The sequence below is a fragment of the Parenemella sanctibonifatiensis genome, assembly GCF_002250565.1.
Taxonomy (GTDB): domain Bacteria; phylum Actinomycetota; class Actinomycetes; order Propionibacteriales; family Propionibacteriaceae; genus Parenemella; species Parenemella sanctibonifatiensis.
In genome coordinates, this window is sequence record NZ_NMVJ01000006.1 from 641,830 (window position 1) to 661,639 (window position 19,810).

Annotated in this window: 20 protein-coding genes; 2 read left to right on the forward strand and 18 right to left on the reverse strand. The window is 68.2% G+C overall.

Annotated features, from left to right (window positions below; all coding sequences use genetic code 11):
* Window positions 1-63 precede the first annotated feature (63 nt).
* Window positions 64-504, forward strand: a complete 441-nt coding sequence (locus tag CGZ91_RS07550; protein ID WP_229116486.1) for an MGMT family protein — start codon at window positions 64-66, stop codon at window positions 502-504.
* Here the strand turns inward: CGZ91_RS07550 and CGZ91_RS07555 are convergent.
* The 8 genes from CGZ91_RS07555 to CGZ91_RS07595 form a co-directional block, all read right to left on the reverse strand.
* Window positions 399-1,811 carry a glycosyltransferase 87 family protein gene (locus CGZ91_RS07555; RefSeq protein ID WP_179229267.1) on the reverse strand — a complete coding sequence of 471 codons (1,413 nt, stop codon included), beginning with the start codon at window positions 1,809-1,811 and terminating at the stop codon, window positions 399-401. The two genes, CGZ91_RS07550 and CGZ91_RS07555, sit on opposite strands and share 106 nt — an antisense overlap.
* Complete coding sequence (locus CGZ91_RS07560) at window positions 1,808-4,747, reverse strand: DEAD/DEAH box helicase (RefSeq protein WP_324252654.1); 2,940 nt, start codon at window positions 4,745-4,747, stop codon at window positions 1,808-1,810. The genes CGZ91_RS07555 and CGZ91_RS07560 overlap by 4 nt, the downstream gene beginning before the upstream one ends.
* A 25-nt stretch (window positions 4,748-4,772) precedes the next feature.
* Complete coding sequence (locus tag CGZ91_RS07570) at window positions 4,773-5,678, reverse strand: diacylglycerol/lipid kinase family protein (RefSeq protein WP_229116487.1); 906 nt, start codon at window positions 5,676-5,678, stop codon at window positions 4,773-4,775.
* A gap of 53 nt (window positions 5,679-5,731) precedes the next feature.
* The gene (tatC, locus tag CGZ91_RS07575) at window positions 5,732-6,571 is read right to left on the reverse strand and encodes a twin-arginine translocase subunit TatC (RefSeq protein ID WP_229116488.1); all 840 of its coding nucleotides are present in this window, start codon (window positions 6,569-6,571) and stop codon (window positions 5,732-5,734) included.
* 11 nt (window positions 6,572-6,582) lie between these two features.
* Complete coding sequence (tatA, locus tag CGZ91_RS07580) at window positions 6,583-6,864, reverse strand: twin-arginine translocase TatA/TatE family subunit (protein ID WP_407670843.1); 282 nt, start codon at window positions 6,862-6,864, stop codon at window positions 6,583-6,585.
* Between the two features lie 86 nt (window positions 6,865-6,950).
* Window positions 6,951-7,178: a hypothetical protein gene (locus CGZ91_RS07585; RefSeq protein ID WP_094453880.1), complete on the reverse strand. Its 228-nt coding sequence runs from the start codon at window positions 7,176-7,178 to the stop codon at window positions 6,951-6,953.
* A 35-nt stretch (window positions 7,179-7,213) separates the two neighbouring features.
* A complete protein-coding gene (locus tag CGZ91_RS07590) occupies window positions 7,214-8,248 on the reverse strand; it encodes a helix-turn-helix transcriptional regulator (protein WP_094449701.1) in 1,035 nt (344 codons plus the stop codon).
* Complete coding sequence (locus tag CGZ91_RS07595; protein ID WP_094453882.1) at window positions 8,229-9,221, reverse strand: helix-turn-helix transcriptional regulator; 993 nt, start codon at window positions 9,219-9,221, stop codon at window positions 8,229-8,231. The genes CGZ91_RS07590 and CGZ91_RS07595 overlap by 20 nt, the downstream gene beginning before the upstream one ends.
* 88 nt (window positions 9,222-9,309) lie before the next feature.
* On the opposite strand from CGZ91_RS07595, the gene gluQRS reads away from it, so the two are divergent.
* Window positions 9,310-10,245 (forward strand): tRNA glutamyl-Q(34) synthetase GluQRS, encoded by a 936-nt coding sequence (gene gluQRS / locus CGZ91_RS07600; protein WP_094453884.1) that lies wholly within the window; start codon window positions 9,310-9,312, stop codon window positions 10,243-10,245.
* Window positions 10,246-10,269: 24 nt separating this feature from the next.
* On the opposite strand, the gene CGZ91_RS07605 is transcribed toward gluQRS, so the two are convergent.
* The 10 genes from CGZ91_RS07605 to CGZ91_RS07650 form a co-directional block, all read right to left on the reverse strand.
* Window positions 10,270-11,295, reverse strand: a complete 1,026-nt coding sequence (locus tag CGZ91_RS07605; protein WP_179229268.1) for an FKBP-type peptidyl-prolyl cis-trans isomerase — start codon at window positions 11,293-11,295, stop codon at window positions 10,270-10,272.
* Between the two features lie 52 nt (window positions 11,296-11,347).
* Entirely contained in the window at window positions 11,348-12,790 is a 1,443-nt protein-coding gene (locus tag CGZ91_RS07610; protein ID WP_229116489.1) for a proteasome accessory factor PafA2 family protein, read from the reverse strand.
* Entirely contained in the window at window positions 12,787-13,569 is a 783-nt protein-coding gene (locus tag CGZ91_RS07615; RefSeq protein WP_094453890.1) for a pseudouridine synthase, read from the reverse strand. The genes CGZ91_RS07610 and CGZ91_RS07615 overlap by 4 nt, the downstream gene beginning before the upstream one ends.
* On the reverse strand, window positions 13,550-14,167 hold the full coding sequence (scpB, locus tag CGZ91_RS07620; protein ID WP_094453892.1) for an SMC-Scp complex subunit ScpB: 618 nt from the start codon (window positions 14,165-14,167) through the stop codon (window positions 13,550-13,552). The genes CGZ91_RS07615 and scpB overlap by 20 nt, the downstream gene beginning before the upstream one ends.
* Entirely contained in the window at window positions 14,160-15,101 is a 942-nt protein-coding gene (locus tag CGZ91_RS07625) for a segregation and condensation protein A (RefSeq protein WP_229116490.1), read from the reverse strand. Before CGZ91_RS07625 ends, scpB begins: the two co-directional genes overlap by 8 nt.
* Window positions 15,098-15,370, reverse strand: coding sequence for a hypothetical protein (locus CGZ91_RS07630; protein WP_144276831.1), 273 nt, complete (start codon window positions 15,368-15,370; stop codon window positions 15,098-15,100). Before CGZ91_RS07630 ends, CGZ91_RS07625 begins: the two co-directional genes overlap by 4 nt.
* Window positions 15,355-16,230: a ParA family protein gene (locus CGZ91_RS07635; RefSeq protein WP_229116520.1), complete on the reverse strand. Its 876-nt coding sequence runs from the start codon at window positions 16,228-16,230 to the stop codon at window positions 15,355-15,357. Before CGZ91_RS07635 ends, CGZ91_RS07630 begins: the two co-directional genes overlap by 16 nt.
* Window positions 16,231-16,356: 126 nt before the next feature.
* The gene (locus CGZ91_RS07640) at window positions 16,357-17,271 is read right to left on the reverse strand and encodes a site-specific tyrosine recombinase XerD (protein ID WP_407670845.1); all 915 of its coding nucleotides are present in this window, start codon (window positions 17,269-17,271) and stop codon (window positions 16,357-16,359) included.
* Window positions 17,272-17,287: 16 nt separating this feature from the next.
* Window positions 17,288-17,953 carry an NUDIX domain-containing protein gene (locus CGZ91_RS07645; protein WP_094453900.1) on the reverse strand — a complete coding sequence of 222 codons (666 nt, stop codon included), beginning with the start codon at window positions 17,951-17,953 and terminating at the stop codon, window positions 17,288-17,290.
* Between the two features lie 39 nt (window positions 17,954-17,992).
* Window positions 17,993-19,675: a CTP synthase gene (locus CGZ91_RS07650; protein ID WP_094453902.1), complete on the reverse strand. Its 1,683-nt coding sequence runs from the start codon at window positions 19,673-19,675 to the stop codon at window positions 17,993-17,995.
* Window positions 19,676-19,810: the final 135 nt, after the last annotated feature.

Genomic DNA, 19,810 nt, shown 5'->3' on the forward strand with positions numbered 1-19,810 from the left:
TGAGTCTGGGATGAAGTCACAGGTCTCAGGCTATCCGGTCGGTCGGGGCTTAGGGTGGCATCCATGTCCGCACGGAATCCCGGCGCCCACGATGCTGGCGGCCCACACCGGGACCGCAAGCGCCCCGGCCAGCTCGATCGCTGGGACGTGGCCCGGATGGCTGTTGCCGCCATCCCGTCGGGTCGGGTCGTCAGCTACGGCGACCTCGGCGCGCTGCTCGGCACCGGTCCGCGCCAGGCCGGCCAGTTCATGGGGCAGCACGGCACGGGGTTGCCGTGGTGGCGGGTGGTGTCCCACAGCGGGGACCTGCGCAAGGATCTGTTGGAACGGGCGTTGCCGCACTGGCGCTCCGAAGGGATCGACCTCAAGCCCAACGGCCGAGGCTGCCGGATCCAGCACTACCGGGCAGACTTGCCGTCCTGGGCCGACGAGGTCGAAGCCGTTTCCGGCTGGCCGCCGGGTGGTCCCGATACCGTCGAGGTCGTCGACATCCCGGCGCCCTGATCCGGTTCGGGCAGCGGAGTGCCGCGACGCAGGTCATCCCAGCCCAGCAACGCCGCCCACGCCAGGATCGCAATCCCGAGCAACGCGGATACCGCACTCACCCACCATTGGTCGACGGTCCAGGTCAGCTCGACGTCACCGCCACCGGGCAGCCGGTTGTAGAAACCCAGGCACAGCCACAGCACCCAGCCACCGCACAGGGCCCGCAACGAGTCGGGGATGCCGGGCCGAGCCAGTGCCACCGCCATCGGCACCACCCAGACGAAGTGATGCGCCCATGACACCGGGGAGGCGATCAAGGTGGCGACGCCACCCAGACAGACCGCAAACCCGACCGCGCCGCGACGCCACCAGGCCACCACCGCCAGCGCGCCAACGGCGACGACCAATGCCGACGCCAGCACCGCGGCGCCGCTCGCATCCGGTCCGAGTCGACGCAACACCGCGACATGGATCGACTGGTTGGTGACATACAACACGGAATTGCCCAGGCCGGTGTCACCACCGAGCAGGCCCCACCAGTAGTCCCGCGACGCCGCCGGGGCGGCAACGGCGCCGACCACCCCGAACAGCAGGAAGCTGCCCACCGCACCCAGCGCCGTACGCCACTGGCGACAGCAGACCAGCACCACCGGGAAGAACAGTGGGGTCAGTTTGATGGCGGCCGCGAGCCCCACCAGTGCCCCCGCGGGCAGCAGGCGTACCGGGAACAACCGCGGCCCCGGCACCAGATCCAAGACCACCAGGGCCACCAACAGGATGCCGACCTGGCCGTACCACAGGGTCAGGCTGACCGGATGCACCAGCTGGACCACCAGCGCGGACAGCAGGCTCAGCAGCCAGGGGCGTTCCACCCCGATCCGATGCAGCACCGCCACCACCAGCACGGCGTTGAGCGCGGTCCAGACCATCTGCGCCGTGGACCATTCGACCAGCCGCAGGGGCACAGCCAGCAGCGCCGCGACCGGCGGATAGAGGAAGGGCAAGCCGCCGGCAGAGTCGTAGATGTCCTGTCCGGCCAGCAGCTGTTCCGCCGCCCTGACGTAGACCGCCAGGTCGGCTGTCAGCGCCTGCCACGGCCAGCTGACCAGCCCGGTGTCGCCCGTGTCGGCCACCACCCCGAAGGCAACAAAGATCGGCAACACGCAGACCGCGACCACCGCAGCGATCCGTTGCAGGACCGCGACCGTACCTCCGGTGGCCGGCAGCGCAAAGACCGCACGCCCGGCGTCGGCATCGGCGGCCTCGGTGGCACGCAACGTGACCGGGCCGAAGAAGTCGGTCAGCCGGCGTACCGTCGTGGTCACTCGGTCGATCCCTCGGCTGCGACCACGCCACGGCGGATCGCATCGACCAGCTCATGGCAGCGGCGCCGCAGCGCCGGATCCGGGGTGGCGTTGGCGACCTGACCGGTGAAGTCGATCAGCTGCCGGATCCAGCGTACGAAGTCACCGGCGGTCAGCCCGGACATCCCCAGCACCGTGCTGAGCGGGCGGCCGGCCGCCCACGCGAAGGCGACCTCGGCAAACCCCAGATCGAGCTCCTTGCCAGACTCGAGCTTGTGGTCCCGCTCCAGCAACCGGACCTGTCGCAGCAGCTGCTGTTGCAACCGGACCACCTCGTCGGTGCGGGCGTCGGGCATCTGCGGGCGGGTGTGGTCGTCAGCGCGACGGGACTCATAGAGCAGCGTCGACAGGCAGGCCGCCAGCTGCGGGGCGCTGAGCCCGTCCCAGATCCCCATCCGCAGACACTCGGCGGTGAGCAGGTCGAGCTCACTGTAGATCCGCGCCAGATGCTGGCCTTCGTCGGTCACGACGAGTTCGGCGCTGTCATCGGCGAGATAGCCCAACGCCAACAGCACCCCACAGATCCGGTCGAACCGTTGCGCGATGGTGTTGCTGCGTCGGCCCACCCGGGCCTCGGTGCGACGGACGTCCCGCTCCAGGCGAAGCGCCGGCTCCGCCAGCCGGGCATGGTCCTCCCGGTCGGGGCAGTCATGACATGGATGCTCACGCAACTCCCGACGCAACGCCTCGATGTCGGTCGGTACGCCGCCGGCCTCGTTGGAGCCAATGTCCGGCAGCGCGATCTCGTCGCTGGCGAGCTTGGCGTCGAAGGCGGCCATCAGGCTGCGCCGGTCCCGCGCCTCGCGGTGGTCGAACTGCTTGGGCACCCGGAGCTTGCCAACCACGTGCGGGGGCTGCGGGAAATCATGCATGCCAAGCCGCTTGATCTGCCGATGTTCCGTCAGCACCCAGGGCCGAGGACCTTCGCGGTCCTTGCCGGAGCCGGGCCGCACCACGACACCGAGGCCGGACCACTTGCCGGCTGGGATCGTGATGATGTCACCGGCGGTCAGCGCCACCACCGCCTCGACGCTGCGGTCGCGCCGCTTGGCCTTGCGCTCCTGAGCCGCGGCTGATTCGCGTTCGGAGATCTCGGCGCGCAGCCTGGCATACGACTGGAAGTCGCCGCGATCACAGCTGATGCCCTGCCAGGCCCGGGCGGCAGCTTCCTGCTGCCGGCGTACCCGGCGGGCGCCCCCGACCACCGACCGGTCGGCCTGGAACTGGGCAAAGGACTGTTCCAACAGGGTCCGGGCCCGGTCCCGGCCGAGCCGGCCGATCAGGTTGACGGCCATGTTGTACGTCGGCGCGAACGACGAATTCAACGGATAGGTACGCCGGGCCGCCAGACCTGCCACCGCACGCGGGTCCATTCCGGGCTGCCACAGCACCACCGCGTGGCCCTCGACGTCGATGCCACGTCGGCCGGCGCGACCGGTGAGCTGGGTGTACTCCCCCGGCGTGATGTCGGCATGGGTCTCACCGTTGTACTTGACCAGCCGTTCGATGACCACGCTGCGGGCCGGCATGTTGATGCCGAGCGCCAGGGTCTCGGTGGCGAAGACCACCTTGCACAGACCCCGGACGAAACACTCCTCCACGCAGGCCTTGAACGCCGGCAACAGCCCGGCATGGTGGGCCGCGATGCCGCGCCGCAGCGCCTCGGCGAAGTGACCCCACCCCAAGGCCGTCCGGTCGGCCTGCGCCAGGGCGCCGGTGTGGCGGTCGATCACCTCGTCGATCTCGGCCCGTTCGGCGGCATTGGTCAGCTCGATGCCGCTGGCGACCACCTGCCCGACGGCCTGGTCGCAGCCGGCCCGGGAGAAGATGAACACGATGCCGGGCAACAGGTGGGCGCGCTGCAAGGTCTCGACCATCTGATCACGACGGATCTGCGGTCGACCCTTGCCGCGGTGACGCGGGTGGGCCGCACCGCCGAAGGCGCCGCGCCCGTCCGGCTTGCCCTTGCCGCTGCGGCCGCGGGGGCGCCGGGCATCGTCACGCTGTCCGCGCGCCTCCTGCTTGGCGATATTGACCAGGTCTGGGTTGACCCGGGGCGGGTCCTTGTCCGGCAACACCCGGGCGGTCGGCGCCTCGCCGTCAAAGAGATCGTGCAGTTTGGAGCCCACCATGACGTGCTGGAAGAGCGGCACGGGTCGGCGTTCGGAGACCACGGTGACCACGGCTGCCTCAGGCTCGGCCAACTCGCCCTCGTCGCCGGGCTCGGCGGGGCCGGACTGCGGGTCACCGCCCTCGTCGTCCTGGTCGTCCTCGTCGTCCTGGTCTGGATCCGGCACGGCGAAGGCCGCGCCGCCGCGTACCTCGTTGAGCCATTCGCCGAACTCCTCGGCATTGGAGACCGTGGCCGACAGACCGACCAATTGCACCGCATCGGACAGGCCGATGATGACTTCCTCCCAGACCGCGCCGCGGTTGCGGTCGGCCAGGTAGTGCACCTCGTCCAGCACCACGTAACCGAGATTGTCCAGCGTCGCGGACTCGGCGTAGATCATGTTGCGAAGCACCTCGGTGGTCATCACGACCACCGGCGCCTCACCGTTGTGGGAGGTGTCGCCGGTCAGCAGCCCGACGTTCTCGGCGCCGTGGCGGCGGACCAGGTCGTTGTACTTCTGGTTCGACAGCGCCTTGATCGGCGTGGTGTAGAAGCATTTGCGGCCCGCATCCAGCGCCAACTCGACCGCAAACTCCCCCACCACGGTCTTGCCGGCACCAGTCGGGGCCGCGACCAGGACGCCCTTGCCGTCTGCGAGATGTTGGCAGGCCTCGGCCTGGTAGTCATCCAGCGGGAAGCCGAAACTTGCCGCGAATCGGGCGTACGCCTGCTTCGGATCCGGTCGACGGGGATCAGCGGCGGGCTGGTCGGTGTGCTCAGACATCCCGGCCAGCCTACTGCCGCGGTGCTCAGGGAACGTAGACCTCGAGCGCCCCGGGCCGGATCTGGATGTCAACCGGGGTCGGCCCCAGGTCCTCACCGTCGGCCATGCAGTAGAGATCCGATCCGGCCAGGCGCACCCGACTGGCCCGCAGCAGCTCCACTGCAGGATGGGCGACGTAATGGCCGCTGTACATCCGCGGCAACAGCCGCACCAGGGTGGCCTTGTCTGTGGGATGCACGATCGTCACGTCGGCCAACCCGTCGTCAGGTTCGGCGTAGGGGCAGGCATGCATCCCGGAGCCGAAGTACTTGGTGTTGCCGACCACGACGAACATGGCCTCGAACGAACGCTGTTCGCCGTCGATCTCGAGGTGGTACCGCATGGGCTCGAAGGTCCTCAGTTCGGCCATCGCCGCCACGAAGTAGCGGGCCCCGCCGCGGGGCCAGCTGAGCGCATTGGCGCGGCGATTGACCTTGGCCGGGTAGCCGGTGGCCACGGCCGAACCCACCCAGCGAGTCGGTCCGCCGACCAGGCTCCCGGAGGTCGACAACAGGTCAACTTCCCGGGTCCGGCCGGCGATGATGGCGCGGACCGCAGCCTGGGTGTCATGGGCGTCGATGCCCAAGCCGCGACACAGGTCGTTGCCGGTGCCGCCCGGGATCATTCCCAGCGGTACACCGGTGCCGGCGCAGGCGTTCAGCCCCAGATGCATCATCCCGTCCCCGCCGAGTACTGCCAGCGCATCGGCCGGGCGCTGGTCGGTGGCGGGACGGGAGCCCGCCACCGCATCGGCCAACGCCCGCTCCGCCTCCGGGTAGGAGACGGTCTCCATCAGATGGATCCGCCAGTCCGGCAGCCCCCGGACCAGATGGGCGACAACCTCGGGCAGGATCTTCGCACCGCGACCGACCCCGGCTCGAGGGTTGGTCACCAGTGTCAGGACAGGCGTGTCCTGCGGAGCGGCGACTGGGTTCATCTGAGGTGTCAGACCTCTGGGTCGAAGCGGGGCTTGACGGCCTTGCGACGGTCGTGGACCCGACAGATGATCTCGGCGATCACATAGAGCAGTGACATCGGCACCGCCAACGCCAGCATCGACAACGGATCACCCGAAGGCGTGGCGACCGCGCCGAAAACGAAGGTGCCAAAGACCACACCGTTGCGGGCATTGGCCAACTGGGCCGCCGACACGACACCCATGAAGTTGATCGCGCACACCACCACGGGCATCAAGAACGCCAGTCCGAAGACCAGCATCAGCCGGATGACCAGGTCGAGGAACTGGTTGATCTCGAGCATGTTGGTGATGCCCTGGCTGTCGGGCGTGAAGCCCAACATGAAGGAGATGCCCTTGGGCAACACCAGGTAGCCAATCGCCACGCCCATCAGGAAGAGCGGGATCGAGGAGAGCATGAACGCTGCGCTCCACTTGCGCTCATTGGCGAGCAGCCCGGGCGCGATGAACTTCCACAGCTGGTAGAGCCAGATCGGCGAGGCCGCGATGAGACCGGCCAGCGCCGTGGCCTTGACCGCCAGCATGAACGGGGCTGCCACGCCCTGATTCACCAGTGCGGTCTCGACGTCCGGATTCTGGGCCGCCAGATCAGCGATCGCGACGTCCCAGGGATACAGGATGATGGCCACCAGCTGCCGATAGAAGAACGCCGCAATCACGGTCGTGACGATGAATCCCAACACCGACATGACGAGGCGATAGCGAAGCTCAGCGATGTGCTCCCACAGCGACATGTTGCCGTCCGGTGGGACCACCGGCGGCTTCAGCCACCCGAGAGACAGCCGCGGCTTGGCGACCTTGAGGGCCACGAGTCAGGCCCTCACTTGGTGTCAGGCGTACGCGACTCGACAACCTCGGCATCCGCGATGTCGGACTTGGTCTGCTCGGCGGTGGCCTCGTCGTGAGCGGTGCCGTCCTCGAGCTCCTTGTCCTTGTCCTTCTCTCGCAGTCCGGCGGTCTCTTCCTTGAACTCGCGGATGGCGCGGCCGGTACCGCGACCCAGACCCGCCAGTCGGGAGCCACCGAACAGGAGCAGCGCGACGACGAGGAGGATGACCCACTCCATGCCGTTCGGGAGTCCCATCACCATTGGTGTGAACATCTGTCTCCTCTTTCCTGGTCTTGCTGTTGTTCTGCAGCGCCCCGGGGCGGGGCACTTCCGACAGAGGTCGTACCTGAAATCGCAGTCTATGTCCGGTCTGCCGTACGAGCCATGTCCGACTCGTCAGCCGTTACCAAGGTGAGACGTGACACGTCGATCTCACCGAGCAGTGTCGCCATCTCGTCAGTTCGCTTGCCGAGCACCTTGAGCTCGAAGAAGAGGTCGCTGGCCCGTCGCCACAGCCACAGCGCGTAGCAGACGAGCACGATCAGGCCCAGGACTGCGATCCCGGCGAACACCCACGGCCACATCATGGCCCCACCCTACACAAGGAAAACTGCTCCTCCAGTCAAGCGTCGGTTCGGACCGGTCCGGGCCCACCGGATCGGCTCGCGGCAACGGCCGCATAGTGATCCAATGCCGCGTTGGCCTCCTCGGCCAGGCCCCGAGCCAGATCAGCCGTCGGCAGGTCAGCGGTGGACAGCAGCTGGACCCGCGGCCCCAGTTCCAGCAAGAGTCGTCGCAACCACACGGGGTCGACCACCGGGATCCGGACCCGACGGCGGCCATCCCCCTCCTCTGGCGCGGTCAGTTCCTGGACTGGGAAGTACTCCACCACCCAGCTCGCCTGCGGGCTCAACTCGAGTTCGACCATTGGCGCCTCGGCGAGTCGCTGCTGCCAGTCCTGCCGGACATCGGGAGCCGCGCCGTGGTCGTGCACGGCTTCGGCGGTCAACTCGGCCGCGCTGATCCGGTCCAGCCGATAGACCCGCCAATCTCCGCGCAGCCGGCTCCACGCCTGCAGATAGCCCACCCCGTCGATCTCGAGCACGGCGTGCGGCTCGACCTCAAGGCGTCGGTCCGTGTCGTGGCGGCGATGGGTGATGACCACCATCTGCCCCGCTGTCACCGCCTCCTGCAGCACCTGGCGTACTTGTGGGTCACCGGTGGCAAGCTCGACCCGGACCCGCTCCAACCCTTCTTGTTCGCCGCCCAGAGCCTGGGTCAGCTTCGCCAGCACGCTGTCGGCCGCCGACTGCAGATCTTCGCCGACCAGCTCACGCAGCGCCCGGACGCCCAGCACGATGGGGATGGCGTCGTTGACGCTGAGCCGGATCGGACGGTTGAGGGTGTCGGCATTGGTGACGATGACGACGCCTTGGGATTCGGCCGCCTCGATGTCGACCTCGATCATGCCGCCAGGCGTACGCGAGGGCCCACACATGAACAGCACGTTGAGCAGTTGGAAGAGCCGCTGTTTGGGGATCCCGAAGGTCGCGGTGACCTCCTCGACAGGGATCCGCGGGTGCTGCAGCAGATAGGGCACCAAGGTGAGGGCCTGCTCCACCTCACCGCCGCTCCAGTCAGTCCTGACCTTTGCCATCACGGCCCTCCTGACCTACATCGGTCCCAGCCGCTGCGGCCCACCAGCCCAGCCATTGTTGTACTGCGGCCACCAGTTCGGGCGGCTCCAGCACCACGACCGCGCTGCCGTGACCTGCCAGGTCCGCGGCGGCCTCCTCGACGTCACCGAAGGTGTACGCGGCACGTTGCCAACCGGGCAATGCGGCTGCCACCTCGGGGGACAACTGTCCCTCGGCGCCGCCACGCAACTCCAGCGCACGGCCCGGCGCCAATGCCAGCACCGCCTGCCGATCCCGTTGTTCTGGGCGAATCGCCTGAGCGCGCGCGGCCGCCTCGTCCTCATCAATCTGGTAACTGCCCGGCTCGCCGATCAACTCCACGGCTTGGTCGACCCGTGCCAACTTGAAGGTACGCGGTTCGGAGCGGTCCAGGTCGTGCCCCACCACATACCAGTGGCCGCGCCGCTGTGCCAGCGTCCAGGGTTGCAGGTGGCGAGTGCTGCCGCGATAGCCGAACGTCACCGGCGTACGTGTGGTCACCGCCGTGAGCCACAGCGGCAGGTCGGCCGCCTGTGGGACCGAGGGATGCACCATCGGCAACGCCCCCACATCGGGTTGCAGGCCCGCTGCCCGAAGCTTGCCCAGCGCGGCAATCGAGGACCGGCCCATCGCCTGCTCCTGCCAGGTCCGGGTGGCGGCCCCGAGGATCATCGATTCTGCTGGGGAGAACTCCAACGGCGGCAGTTCGTAGTCTCCGGCCCGGATCAGATATCCCTCGGCCTCGGCGAACGGGTCGTGGCTGCCCGAGCTGATCGGGATGCCCATCTCGCGCAGTTCCTTCTTGTCCCGCTCGAACATCCGCTGGAACGCGTTGTCGCTGAGGCCCTCGTAGCCCGCCACCTGATCACGGATCTCCTCGCGCCCCAAGAATCGGCGGGTCGCCCGCAGCACCATCACCAAGCTGACCAACCGCTCGGTCTTCCGGTCCGCCATTCACCGCCCCTTGTCAGCCGTGACTTCGGCGCAACTTCTGGGATCTGTGCGCCCAGCAGCAACGTAGCAGCCACTACGGTGACTGATCATGAGCGCCACACAGCCAGCTCCAGGGCCAGCCGGATCACCGACGGCAGGCTATGGCCGGTTTGCGCCGAGTCCGAGTGGTCGGCTCCACGTCGGCAACCTCCGGACCGCGTTGGCGGCCCGCCAGCTGGCCGAGGCGACCGGCCGCGGCTTCCTGGTGCGGATGGAGGACTTGGATCAGTTGCGCAGCGCCGACGCCGAGACCATCGGCGCTGGCCAGCTCGCCGACCTGGCCGCGATCGACGTCATCAGCGACGTCGCCGTGGTGTGGCAGCGAGACCGGCTGTCGGCGTACGCGGCCGCTGTGGCCGAGCTGGCTCCGCTCACCTACGAGTGTTTCTGCACCCGCGCCGAGATCCGGGCCGCCAGCCGCGCCCCGCATGGCGCGCAACGCCCCTACCCCGGCACCTGCCGCGACCTCACCGACGCCGAGCGGGACCGGCGACGCCGGGACCGTCCGGCCGCGCTGCGGGTCCGCTCCGGGGACCAGTGGATCAGCTTTGACGACCGGTGGCAGGGCGAGCAGCGGGCCTTCGTCGACGACTTCGTGGTGCGACGCAACGACGGAGGATTCGCGTACAACCTGGCGGTGGTGCTCGACGACGCGTGGCAGCAGGTGAGCCAGGTCGTGCGGGGCGCCGACCTGATGGAGTCGACCGGCCGGCAGATCTGGCTGCAACGCCAGTTGGGCCTGCCCGAGCCCGAGTGGGCCCACGTCGGGCTGGTGCTCAACAGCGACGGCGTACGCCTGGCCAAACGCGACGGTGCGGTGGATCTGGGCGAACTGGCCGAGCTCGGGATCAGCGCCGAGCAGGTCCGCGCCGGCCTGGTCCGCAGCCTTGGCGGGCCGGGCGAGCCGATCGGCCCCGCCTCGGGCGCGAACCCAGCCGGGCCCGGCCAGACCTGGGTCTGGCACGGGCCCGGATCGCTCAGCTGAAGCGGTTGCCGCCGGTGTGGTGGCTCATCCGACCGGAGTGACGAAGCTCAAGTCGACGACGTAGATCATCGTCTCCCCCGGCGCCAGGTTCAGCTCAGGATTGCCTTCGGGGTATCCGGCCGAGGGCGGGATCGCGATGACGATCCGGCTGCCGCTCTTCTTGCCGATCATGGCTTCCTGAAAGCCTGGCACCAGGTCGGTCAGCAGGGCAGCATCGGGCTCTGGCGCGTCGAAGTTCTGTTCCATGACGGTGCCGCTCTCCCAGGCGATCGCGGTGTAGCGCAGGATGATGGCATCGCCCTCCTGGACCACCTCGCCGTCACCCTCGATCAGATAGCCGGACATGGTCTCGGTCGGGGCCGGCCCCTCCGGCTTGGTGATGACCGGTACGCCGTTGTCCCCAACGGTGACCGCGGGCATCCACGGCGCCGGCGCATGCTCGGTGCCGGTCGGTTCAGGAATCTCGGCCCCGAGGATGTCGATGACGAAAATCAGGGTGTCCCCGGGCAGGATGTCCGGCGGCTGCCCCTGGGGGTCGTAGCCATCGGCGCCGGTCATGGCGACCACGACCCGGCTGCCGACCTGCTGGCCCTCGAGCGCCTTCTTGAAGCCGGTGACGACCTGATCGGTGCTCATCGGCGCGGGGGCGCCCCGCTCCCAACTGGAGTCGAAGACCTCACCGGTACGCCCGTTGACACCGTGGTAGTTGACCCGGACCCAGGAGTTCTCGGCCACCACTGGGCCGCTGCCCGGTTTGAGGACCTCGACGGTCGTCTCGCTGATCCCCCACGGCGCGGGCACCGTGACCGTGGGCGCGTCATCGCCGGTGATCTCGATCCGGTCCAAATTGTCGTCGGTGGTGATCTCCCCGGCCGGGGTCGCAGCCGCCGACGGGTCGCTGCTCTGGCCGGCGGCGCTGGGATCGGTGGTCGGGTCTGCGGCAGGGTCGCCGCCGCAGGCGGCCAGGACGAGGCTCAGCCCCAGGGCCAGGGCGACGCCGGCGCTGCGGAGCGGACGACGGGACAGGCGTTCGGGCGTGGAATCAGGCACCCCGGGAGGATACCCGACCGAACCGGCCATCACGACCGATCGATTCCAGCGCTCAGACGAGCAGTTCGCCCTGACCGGCTGATCCACCGTGGGCCTGCACCGCTGCAATCAGGTCATCCACCCGTTCATCCTGGGCGGCCAATGGATCCTCCAACAGCACGGTCCGCTTGGTCTGCGAGGCGGCAGCACTGGTCCGGCCCGGCTCATCGGTCCACCGCAGCGTCGTCCAGTCGACCGTGTGGCCCACTCCGGCTGCGCGAGCGGCCTTGACGAACCGCCCCCGGAGCGCTGCCCGGGTGGTGGCCGGCGGCTCGGTCCGGGCTACGGTGACCGCCCTGGGATCGGTCAGTCGTGGCACCAGGCCGGACTCCTCCATCCGGCGTACGATCCCGCCGGGCTGGTGATAGGCCAGTGCCAGCTGAGCGGCTCGCGCGGACCCACCGTCGGGATGTCGTTGGCTGTCGCGTTCGATCAGCTGGCGCTTGATCGCCCAGTCGATCCGGTCGGCCAGATCGATCCACCGGTCCGCCGCCAGGCTGTCGAGCACCCGGCCCCATTCGGCACGGACGGTGGCCAACTCGTCGTTGTCCACCACTGCTTCGGACCACTGCCACAGCCGCTGTTGCATCTCCAGGGCGGACAGTTCACCACCGTCGGCCAGCGGCACCGGGGTGGTCAGGTCCCGGGAACTGGCACGAATGGCGGTCGAAGGGTTCTCCGGGGTGAGGCTGAGTGGCCCGGGGTGGCCGCTCTCGATCAGCCGTAGCACCAGTTCAGTGGTGCCCACCTTCAGCAGGCTCGTGGTTTCGCTCATCGTCGAGTCGCCGCTGATGACATGCAGTCGGCGAAATCGACGCGGGTCAGCATGTGGCTCGTCACGGGTGTTGACCAGGGGTCGGCTCCGGGTCGTGCTCGACGACATCGCATCGGCGAGGAAGTCGGCGCGGGCGCTGACCTGGTAGTGGGCGGCCTCACCGTTGCGTTCGGGTTGCCAGCGGCCGGCCCCGCACACCGCGATCCGGCTCACCAGATGCCCGACGAGGGCCGTCACAAAGCTGTGGAAGTGCGGATGCCGCTCCACCATGAAGTTCTCGTGGCAACCGTAGGAGTTGTGGTGGGAGTCGGCGTTGTTCTTGTAAACCCGCAGCCCGGCACTGGCGGGCAGGTCCGGATGGGCCGGGTCGCTGTGCAGCGATTCGGTGGCTCGCACCGCCAGGTCGCCGACCAGTTCCTCGCCAGCCCGGTCGTGGGTCAGCAGGTCCAGCAAGCCATCAGTCTCCGGGGTGGCGTACTCGGGGTGCGCGCCGACGTCCAGATAGAGCCGACCACCGTTGGAGAGATAGACATTGCTGGATCGCCCCCAGCCCACGACGGGATGGAAGAGCCGCCGCGCCGCATCCTCGATGTTGAGACGTACGCCCACCGCGTGCAGCCCGAACTCCGTCTCCAACCCATAGATCCGCCGGCCCATCCAAGCGCCTTGTGGACCGCTCACATCTGGACCAGGTCGAGCAGGGCGCCAAGTTCCTCCCGGCGCAGTTCCCGCAGTTCACCGACCGGGAGCCGTGCCAGCCGCACCGGGCCGACGGCGGTGCGGACCAACCGCCGTACCGGATGACCGACGCTGTCCATCATGCGCCGCACGATCCGGTTGCGGCCCTCGTGCAGGGTGATCTCGATCATGGTGCGTTCAGGCATCCGCTGCACCGCGGTGACCTGGTCCGGCTTCACCGGGCCATCCTCCAAGCGCAGGCCGGTTCGCAGTCGGGTCAGTTCCTTGTCCGTCATCGCACCCTCGACCTCGGCCAGGTAGGTCTTGGGGACCTCGTAGGAAGGATGCGCCAGCCGATGGGCGAACTCGCCGTCGTTGGTGACCAACAGCAGCCCCTCGGTGTCGGTGTCGAGTCGCCCCACGTGGAAGAGCCGCTCCGAGCGGCCCACCAACAGGTCCGCGACCGTCGGGCGGCCCTCGGGGTCCTCCAGGGTCGTCACCACACCGCGAGGCTTGTTGAGGGCCAGATAGACATGGCGGCGAGCTGTCGGAATGCGTGACCCGTCGACCCGGATCTCGTCCTGGTCGGGGTTGACCCGCAGACCCTGTTCGAGGATCAACTGACCGTTCACCTCGACCCGGCCATGGGCGATCATGTCCTCGGCGGCCCGGCGCGAGGCCACCCCGGCCGCAGCCAACACCTTCTGAAGCCGGACTCCGTCGGGCTGGTGCGGATCCTGGTCGGCTCCGCCGTCACGGCGGTCATCTCGCCTGGGGTTCATCATCTTCCTCCGTGGTGTTCGTGGACGGTGCTGCCTCGGCCAACCCGGTCTGGGTCAACTCGGCCTCCAGAACGCTGGCGTCCGGCAGATAGGGGGCGAGATCGGGCAGGTCGTCGAGAGAGGTGATGCCCATCCGCTCGGTGAAGTAGTCCGTGGTGACGAAGCGGGCTGCCTGGCCGGCGTCCGAGTCAGGTTGCGCCTCGGCGATCAGGCCGCGCGCCACCAGCGTACGCACCACCGCATCCACGCTGACGCCACGGATCGCCGAGATCCGGCCTCGAGTCACTGGCTGCAGGTACGCCACCACTGCCAGCGTCTCCAACGCCGCCTGGGACAGCTTGGCGGGTTGGCCCAACACCACTGCCTCGGCGATCGCGTCGGCCAGGTCCGCGCACGTGGCGAACCGCCAGCCGGCACCGGCCCGCCGCAGCTCGAAGCCGCGCTGCTGCACTCGGTAGAACTCGGCAATGGCGACGAGTTCGGCCTCGGTCTGTTCCTCGGTCAGGTCGACCTGGGCAGCCAGGGTCGCCGTGGCAACCGGTTCGGTCGCCATCAGCAACAGGGCCTCCAGCAGTCGGCTGTGCTCCGACTCAGCCATTCTCACCGCTCCCCTCCGCCGGGTCCTGCCCCGTCGTGCGCTGAGTCAGATCGTCCTGACTCACGTCATTGTGGCCCGCGTCCTCATGCTGATCGGGGACACCGTCAAATTCGTCGATGCCTGCGGTCAGGTCATCGGATTCGTCTGCCGCACTCCACACCACCGTCAGCGCCCCCAGCGGCGATTCCTGTTCGAAGGTGACCGCCCGATTCCGGAACAGCTCCAACAGCGCCAAGAATCTGGCCACGGTGGTCAACCGGTCCGCGCCGGCCACCAGATCCGCAAATCCCATCCGACCGGCGGCCCGGATCGAACTGGCCACGATCTGGGCCTGTTCCCGGACACTGACCTGAGCGCCGTGCAGGTGACTCAGCGACACTTCTGCAATCTCCTCGGGTGCCATCAACGCGGCCACCAACCGGGCCAGTTGCTCCGGCGTACGCCCGATCACTGGCGGCGGCAGCAGCGAACTGAAGGCATCCTCCAGACCGCCGGGGCGGGGATGGATCCGGTCGCTGACACCGATCCGGTCGGCCAGGAACCCCGACACCAGTTTGAACGCGCGGTACTGCAGCAGCCGCGCAAACAGCAGGTCGCGGGCCTCCAGCAGTTCCAGGTCCTCAGAGTCCTCCACCTCGCCGCTGGGCAGCAGCCGGGCGGCCTTGAGGTCCAACAGGGTGGCCGCCACCAGCAGGAAGGAACTGGCCTGTTCCAGGTCCCAGGGTTCGCCGGCTGAGCCGCTGGCACCGACTCTGATGTGAGCCAGGAAGTCGTCGGTGACTTGGGACAGCGCTACCTCGGTCACGTCGAGTTTGTGACGTGAGATCAGCTGCAGCAACAGGTCGAAGGGGCCCTCGAAGTTGGTGAGGCGCACCGTGAAGCCCCGCTCGGCGCCGGCGCGGGGCTCGGCCTCGATCGGGGTCGGGGTGGTCACCGCTTCAACCGCCGCCACAGGTCCGATTCGGTGCCGTTCGCCCGGTAGTCGGCGACCGCCTGGGCGACCGCGATCCGGACCAACCGGCCTCGGTCGACCCGGACCCCGTGACGGTCACACAGGTCAGCGCGAGTCTTCTCGATCACGTGCAGGTCCTCGGCGGACAGATAGACGGTGATCTTGGAGTCGTGTCGGATCCGTCCGGCGTCGACCCCGAACTCCTCGACGAATGCAACCGGTTCCCGATCCGGCATCACTTCCCTGGGCATCGGAGCAGCACCTCCCGCGCCAGATCGCGGTAGGCCTGAGCCCCAGCCGAGGAACTGGCGTAACTGGTGATCGGCTCCCCTGCGACGGTGGTCTCGGGGAATTTGATGGTGCGACGGATGACCGTGTGGAAGACCTTGTCACCGAACGCCTGAACCACCCGTTCCAGCACCTCGCGACTGTGCAGGGTGCGGGCGTCATACATGGTGCCGAGGATGCCCAGCACTTCCAGCTCAGGGTTGAGGCGATCGGTGACCTTCTCGATGGTGTCGGTCAACAGCGCAACTCCGCGCAGTGCGAAGAACTCCAACTCCAGCGGCATGATGACCTGGTCGGATGCCGTGAGGGCGTTCACCGTCAACAGTCCCAGCGAGGGTGCGCAATCGACCAGGATGACGTCGTACTGGCTGCGCAGCGGGTCCAACACCCGCTTCAGCGTCTGTTCCCGCGCCACCTCTGACACCAGTTGCACCTCGGCCGCCGACAGGTCGATGTTGGCGGGCAGCAGGTCCATGTTGGGAGTGTCGGTCGTGTGCAGGACCTCCGACACCGGCGTACGCCTGGACAGCAGCAGGTTGTAGATGGACTGGTCCATCGTGTGCGGATTCAGGCCCATCCCGACCGACAGCGAGCCCTGCGGGTCAAAGTCGACCAGCAATACCTTGCGCCCGGTCTCGGCCAAGGCTGCGCCGAGATTGATGGTGGTGGTGGTCTTGCCGACGCCGCCCTTCTGGTTGCACATCGCGATCACCAGCGCGTTGGTCTGCTCCGGCGGTGGCGTCGGCTCCGGCAACTGCGGCAGTGGACGCCCGGTGGGACCGATGTTGGGATCTGCCGCCGCGACCGACCGCGGCGGTGCCACGGTGGTGGCGGAATCGTCCGGGGTGAACAACACCGACTGACCTTGGTCAGGTGAGGTGGGGTCCTCGATGCGGGCATTCACGACCGGTCAAACCTCCAAGGGGCACGTCGGATGATCTTGGCCATGCTAGTACGCCCGCGGGTGCGCCGAAAGGTACACCTCACGCAGGTGGTCAATTCCGACATAGGTGTAGATCTGGGTCGTGGTCACCGACGCATGCCCGAGCAACTCCTGCACCACGCGTACGTCAGCGCCACCTTCGAGCAGGTGGGTCGCATAGGAATGCCGCAGCGTGTGCGGTGAAATTTCCACCTCCAGGTCGGCACGTTGGGCCTGCCGGGTCACCGCCTGCCAGGCTGATTGGCGCGACAGCCGCTGCCCGCGGGCATTCAGCAACAGGGCTGGCGTCGCGGTACGCGCCCGAGCAGCCAGCTCAGGTCGGCCCCGGACCAACCATGCCTCGACCGCTGATCGGGCAAAGCTGCCCAGCGGCACGATGCGTTCCTTGTCCCCTTTGCCGATCAGCCGCAGCCCGGCATCCTCACCAGCGGCGAGCAGGTCGGTCAGGTCATCGACGTCGAGGGCCAGCACCTCGCTGATGCGGGCGCCGGTGCCGTACAGGAGTTCCAGCAGACAGCGGTCCCGCAGCCCGGCCGGGGTGGCCGGGTCGGGTGCTTCGAGCAGGTGCTGCACCTGCCCGATCGTCAACGCCTTGGGCAGGTGCTGAGTCTGGCTCGGTGGCCGAACTCGGGCCGCCGGGTCGGAAGTGGTGATGCCCTCCACCAGTGCGAACTTGTGCAGGCCACGGACCGCAACCACGGCTCGGGCGGCGCTGGCGGGGGCGAGCCGGTGCTGTTCGCGCAATGCCACGACGAAATCTGCGACGTGCTCGGGAGTCACCACGCCTGGGTCGGACACGCCCTGGTTGATCAGGTGGTCGCGGTACCGGGTCAGGTCGCGACGGTAGCCAGCGATGGTGTGGGGCGACATGCCGCGCTCCACCCGCAGGTGGTCCAGATAGCCGGTGACGAGAGCGTCCACGGCCCCCATCCCGGCTTCACTGGTCGCGATTGCGATGCCTTTCCCGCGCCGGCCATGGGGTCTGCGGGGAGCGCAGCGAGGCGTACCCGTCGCGTTGCGCCACCGCGGTGGCAAGGACGCCGATGCACAGCGCCGGATTCTGCAACCGGCCCTGCAGGACGGCGGTGACCAACTCGTCGAGCGGCATCACGCCGACCGGCATGCCAACCTCTTCCCCCTCGGCTTCGAAGCCGTCGGGAGGCGCGGCGGCGCTCAGGCCGCGGGCCAGGAAGATCCGCTGGTGCTCCTGCATGCCTCCAGGCGACAGGAAGGCATCCACCAGCAGGTGCCACTGCGCGGCCTGGATCTGCGCCTCCTCGGCCAGTTCCCGCTGCGCCGCGACCAGGGTGTCCTCACCGACCACGTCGAGCAGTCCGGCGGGCGGCTCGACCAGCCGCCAACCGACCGGATGCCGGTACTGGTGCACCACCACGACCCGGTCCTGGTCATCCACCGCAATCACGGCCACCGAACCGGGGTGGGTGGTGTAATCGCGCACCACCGGCCCCGACTCCAACTCGACCGTGTCGCGCACCATGTCCATCAGGTAGCCGTGAGCCAGCAGTTCGTGCTGACTGACCGGCTGGGGATCGGCAACGTCGTGGTGGTCCGCCAGCGACCACTGCGGCAGGTCGAGACTCATCTGGTCGTCCTCACGCTGGTTGTCACTGGAGGTTGCCCGTCACTGGTCCGCAGCGACGGTGTCAGACTCGGTCGCCTCGTCTTCCACCGGCAGCATGGCGCTGGACTGACGCTCCAGGGCCGCAGCCACCAGACCGACGAAGAGCGGATGCGGCCGGGTAGGCCGCGACTTCAGCTCGGGGTGGGCCTGGGTCGCAACAAAGAACGGGTGCGTCTCGCGAGGCAGCTCGATGAACTCGGCCAGCTGACCGTCCGGAGACGTGCCGCTGATGACCAGTCCGGCCTCGGCGAGCTGGTCGCGGTAGGCGTTGTTGACCTCGTAGCGGTGTCGGTGCCGTTCGCTGACCCGAGTCTCGCCGTACAGCTCGGCCACCAGCGAGCCGGACTCCAGATCGGCCGGGTACGCCCCGAGCCGCATGGTGCCGCCTAGGTCACCTTCGCCGCCGATGATCGCCACCTGCTCAGCCATCGTCGCGATCACCGGGTGCTGAGTGTCGGGGTCGAACTCGGAGGACTGCGCGTCGGCGAGGCCCGCCAAGTTGCGGGCCACTTCGATGACCATGCACTGCATGCCCAGGCACAGGCCCAGGATCGGGATCTGGTTCTCCCGGGCATACCGGATCGCGCCGAGCTTGCCCTCGACGCCACGGATCCCGAAGCCGCCGGGCACCACGATGCCGTCGACATCAGCCAGCGCGGCGTGGGCACCCTCACGGGTGGCGCAGTCGTCGCTGGGAACCCAGACCACCTTCACCTTGGCGGAGTTCGCGAAGCCACCGGCTCGCAGCGCCTCCCCCACCGACAGGTAGGCATCGGGCAGGTCGATGTACTTGCCGACCAGCGCGATCGTGACCTCGTGGTCGGGATGGTGGACCGCCTCCAGCAGAGCGTTCCACGCCGTCCAGTCGACGTCACGGAAGGGCAGGCTGAGCCGGCGCACGATGTAGGCGTCCAAGCCCTCAGCGTGCAGCACCTTGGGGATGTCGTAGATGCTGGGCGCGTCCTCGCAGGCGATGACGGCCTCCTCCTCCTCGACGTCACAGGCCAGCGCGATCTTGCGCTTGACCGAGTCGGGGATCTCGCGGTCGCAGCGGCACACGATGGCGTCAGGCTGGATGCCGTCCTGGCGCAGCGCGGCCACCGAGTGCTGGGTCGGCTTGGTCTTCAACTCGCCGCTGGGACCGATGTAGGGCACCAGGGAGACGTGCAGGAAGAAGACATTGTCTCGGCCGACGTCGCGCCGGACCTGCCGCGCCGCCTCCAGGAAGGGCAGCGACTCGATGTCACCGACGGTGCCACCGATTTCGTGGATCACCAGGTCGACATCCGGCCCGCCCATGGCGAGCATCTCGTCCTTGATCTCGTTGGTGATGTGCGGAATGACCTGGACGGTGTCGCCGAGGTAGTCACCGCGGCGCTCCTTGGCGATCACCGAGGAGTAGACCTTGCCGGTGGTGACATTCGCCTCACCGGAGAGGTTCTCGTCAAGGAAACGCTCGTAGTGACCGACATCCAAATCGGTCTCCGCACCATCCTCGGTCACGAACACCTCACCGTGCTGGAACGGGTTCATGGTGCCGGGATCGACATTGAGGTAGGGGTCGAGCTTCTGCATGGTGACCCGCAGGCCGCGGGCCTTGAGGAGGCTGCCCAAGCTGGAGGCCGTCAGGCCCTTGCCCAGCGAGGAGGCAACGCCTCCGGTCACGAACACGTGCTTTGTCATCGAAGCTCCCACGGGTTTTCAGCCTAGCTGGTGAAACCCGGTCCGGGCCAGCACAGCGGTGGGGCGAGCCTACGCTGTCGGCTGATTCGGTCGGGTTGAGACCGAGGGGTTGCGGTTTCCCCGGTTTCTGGGATT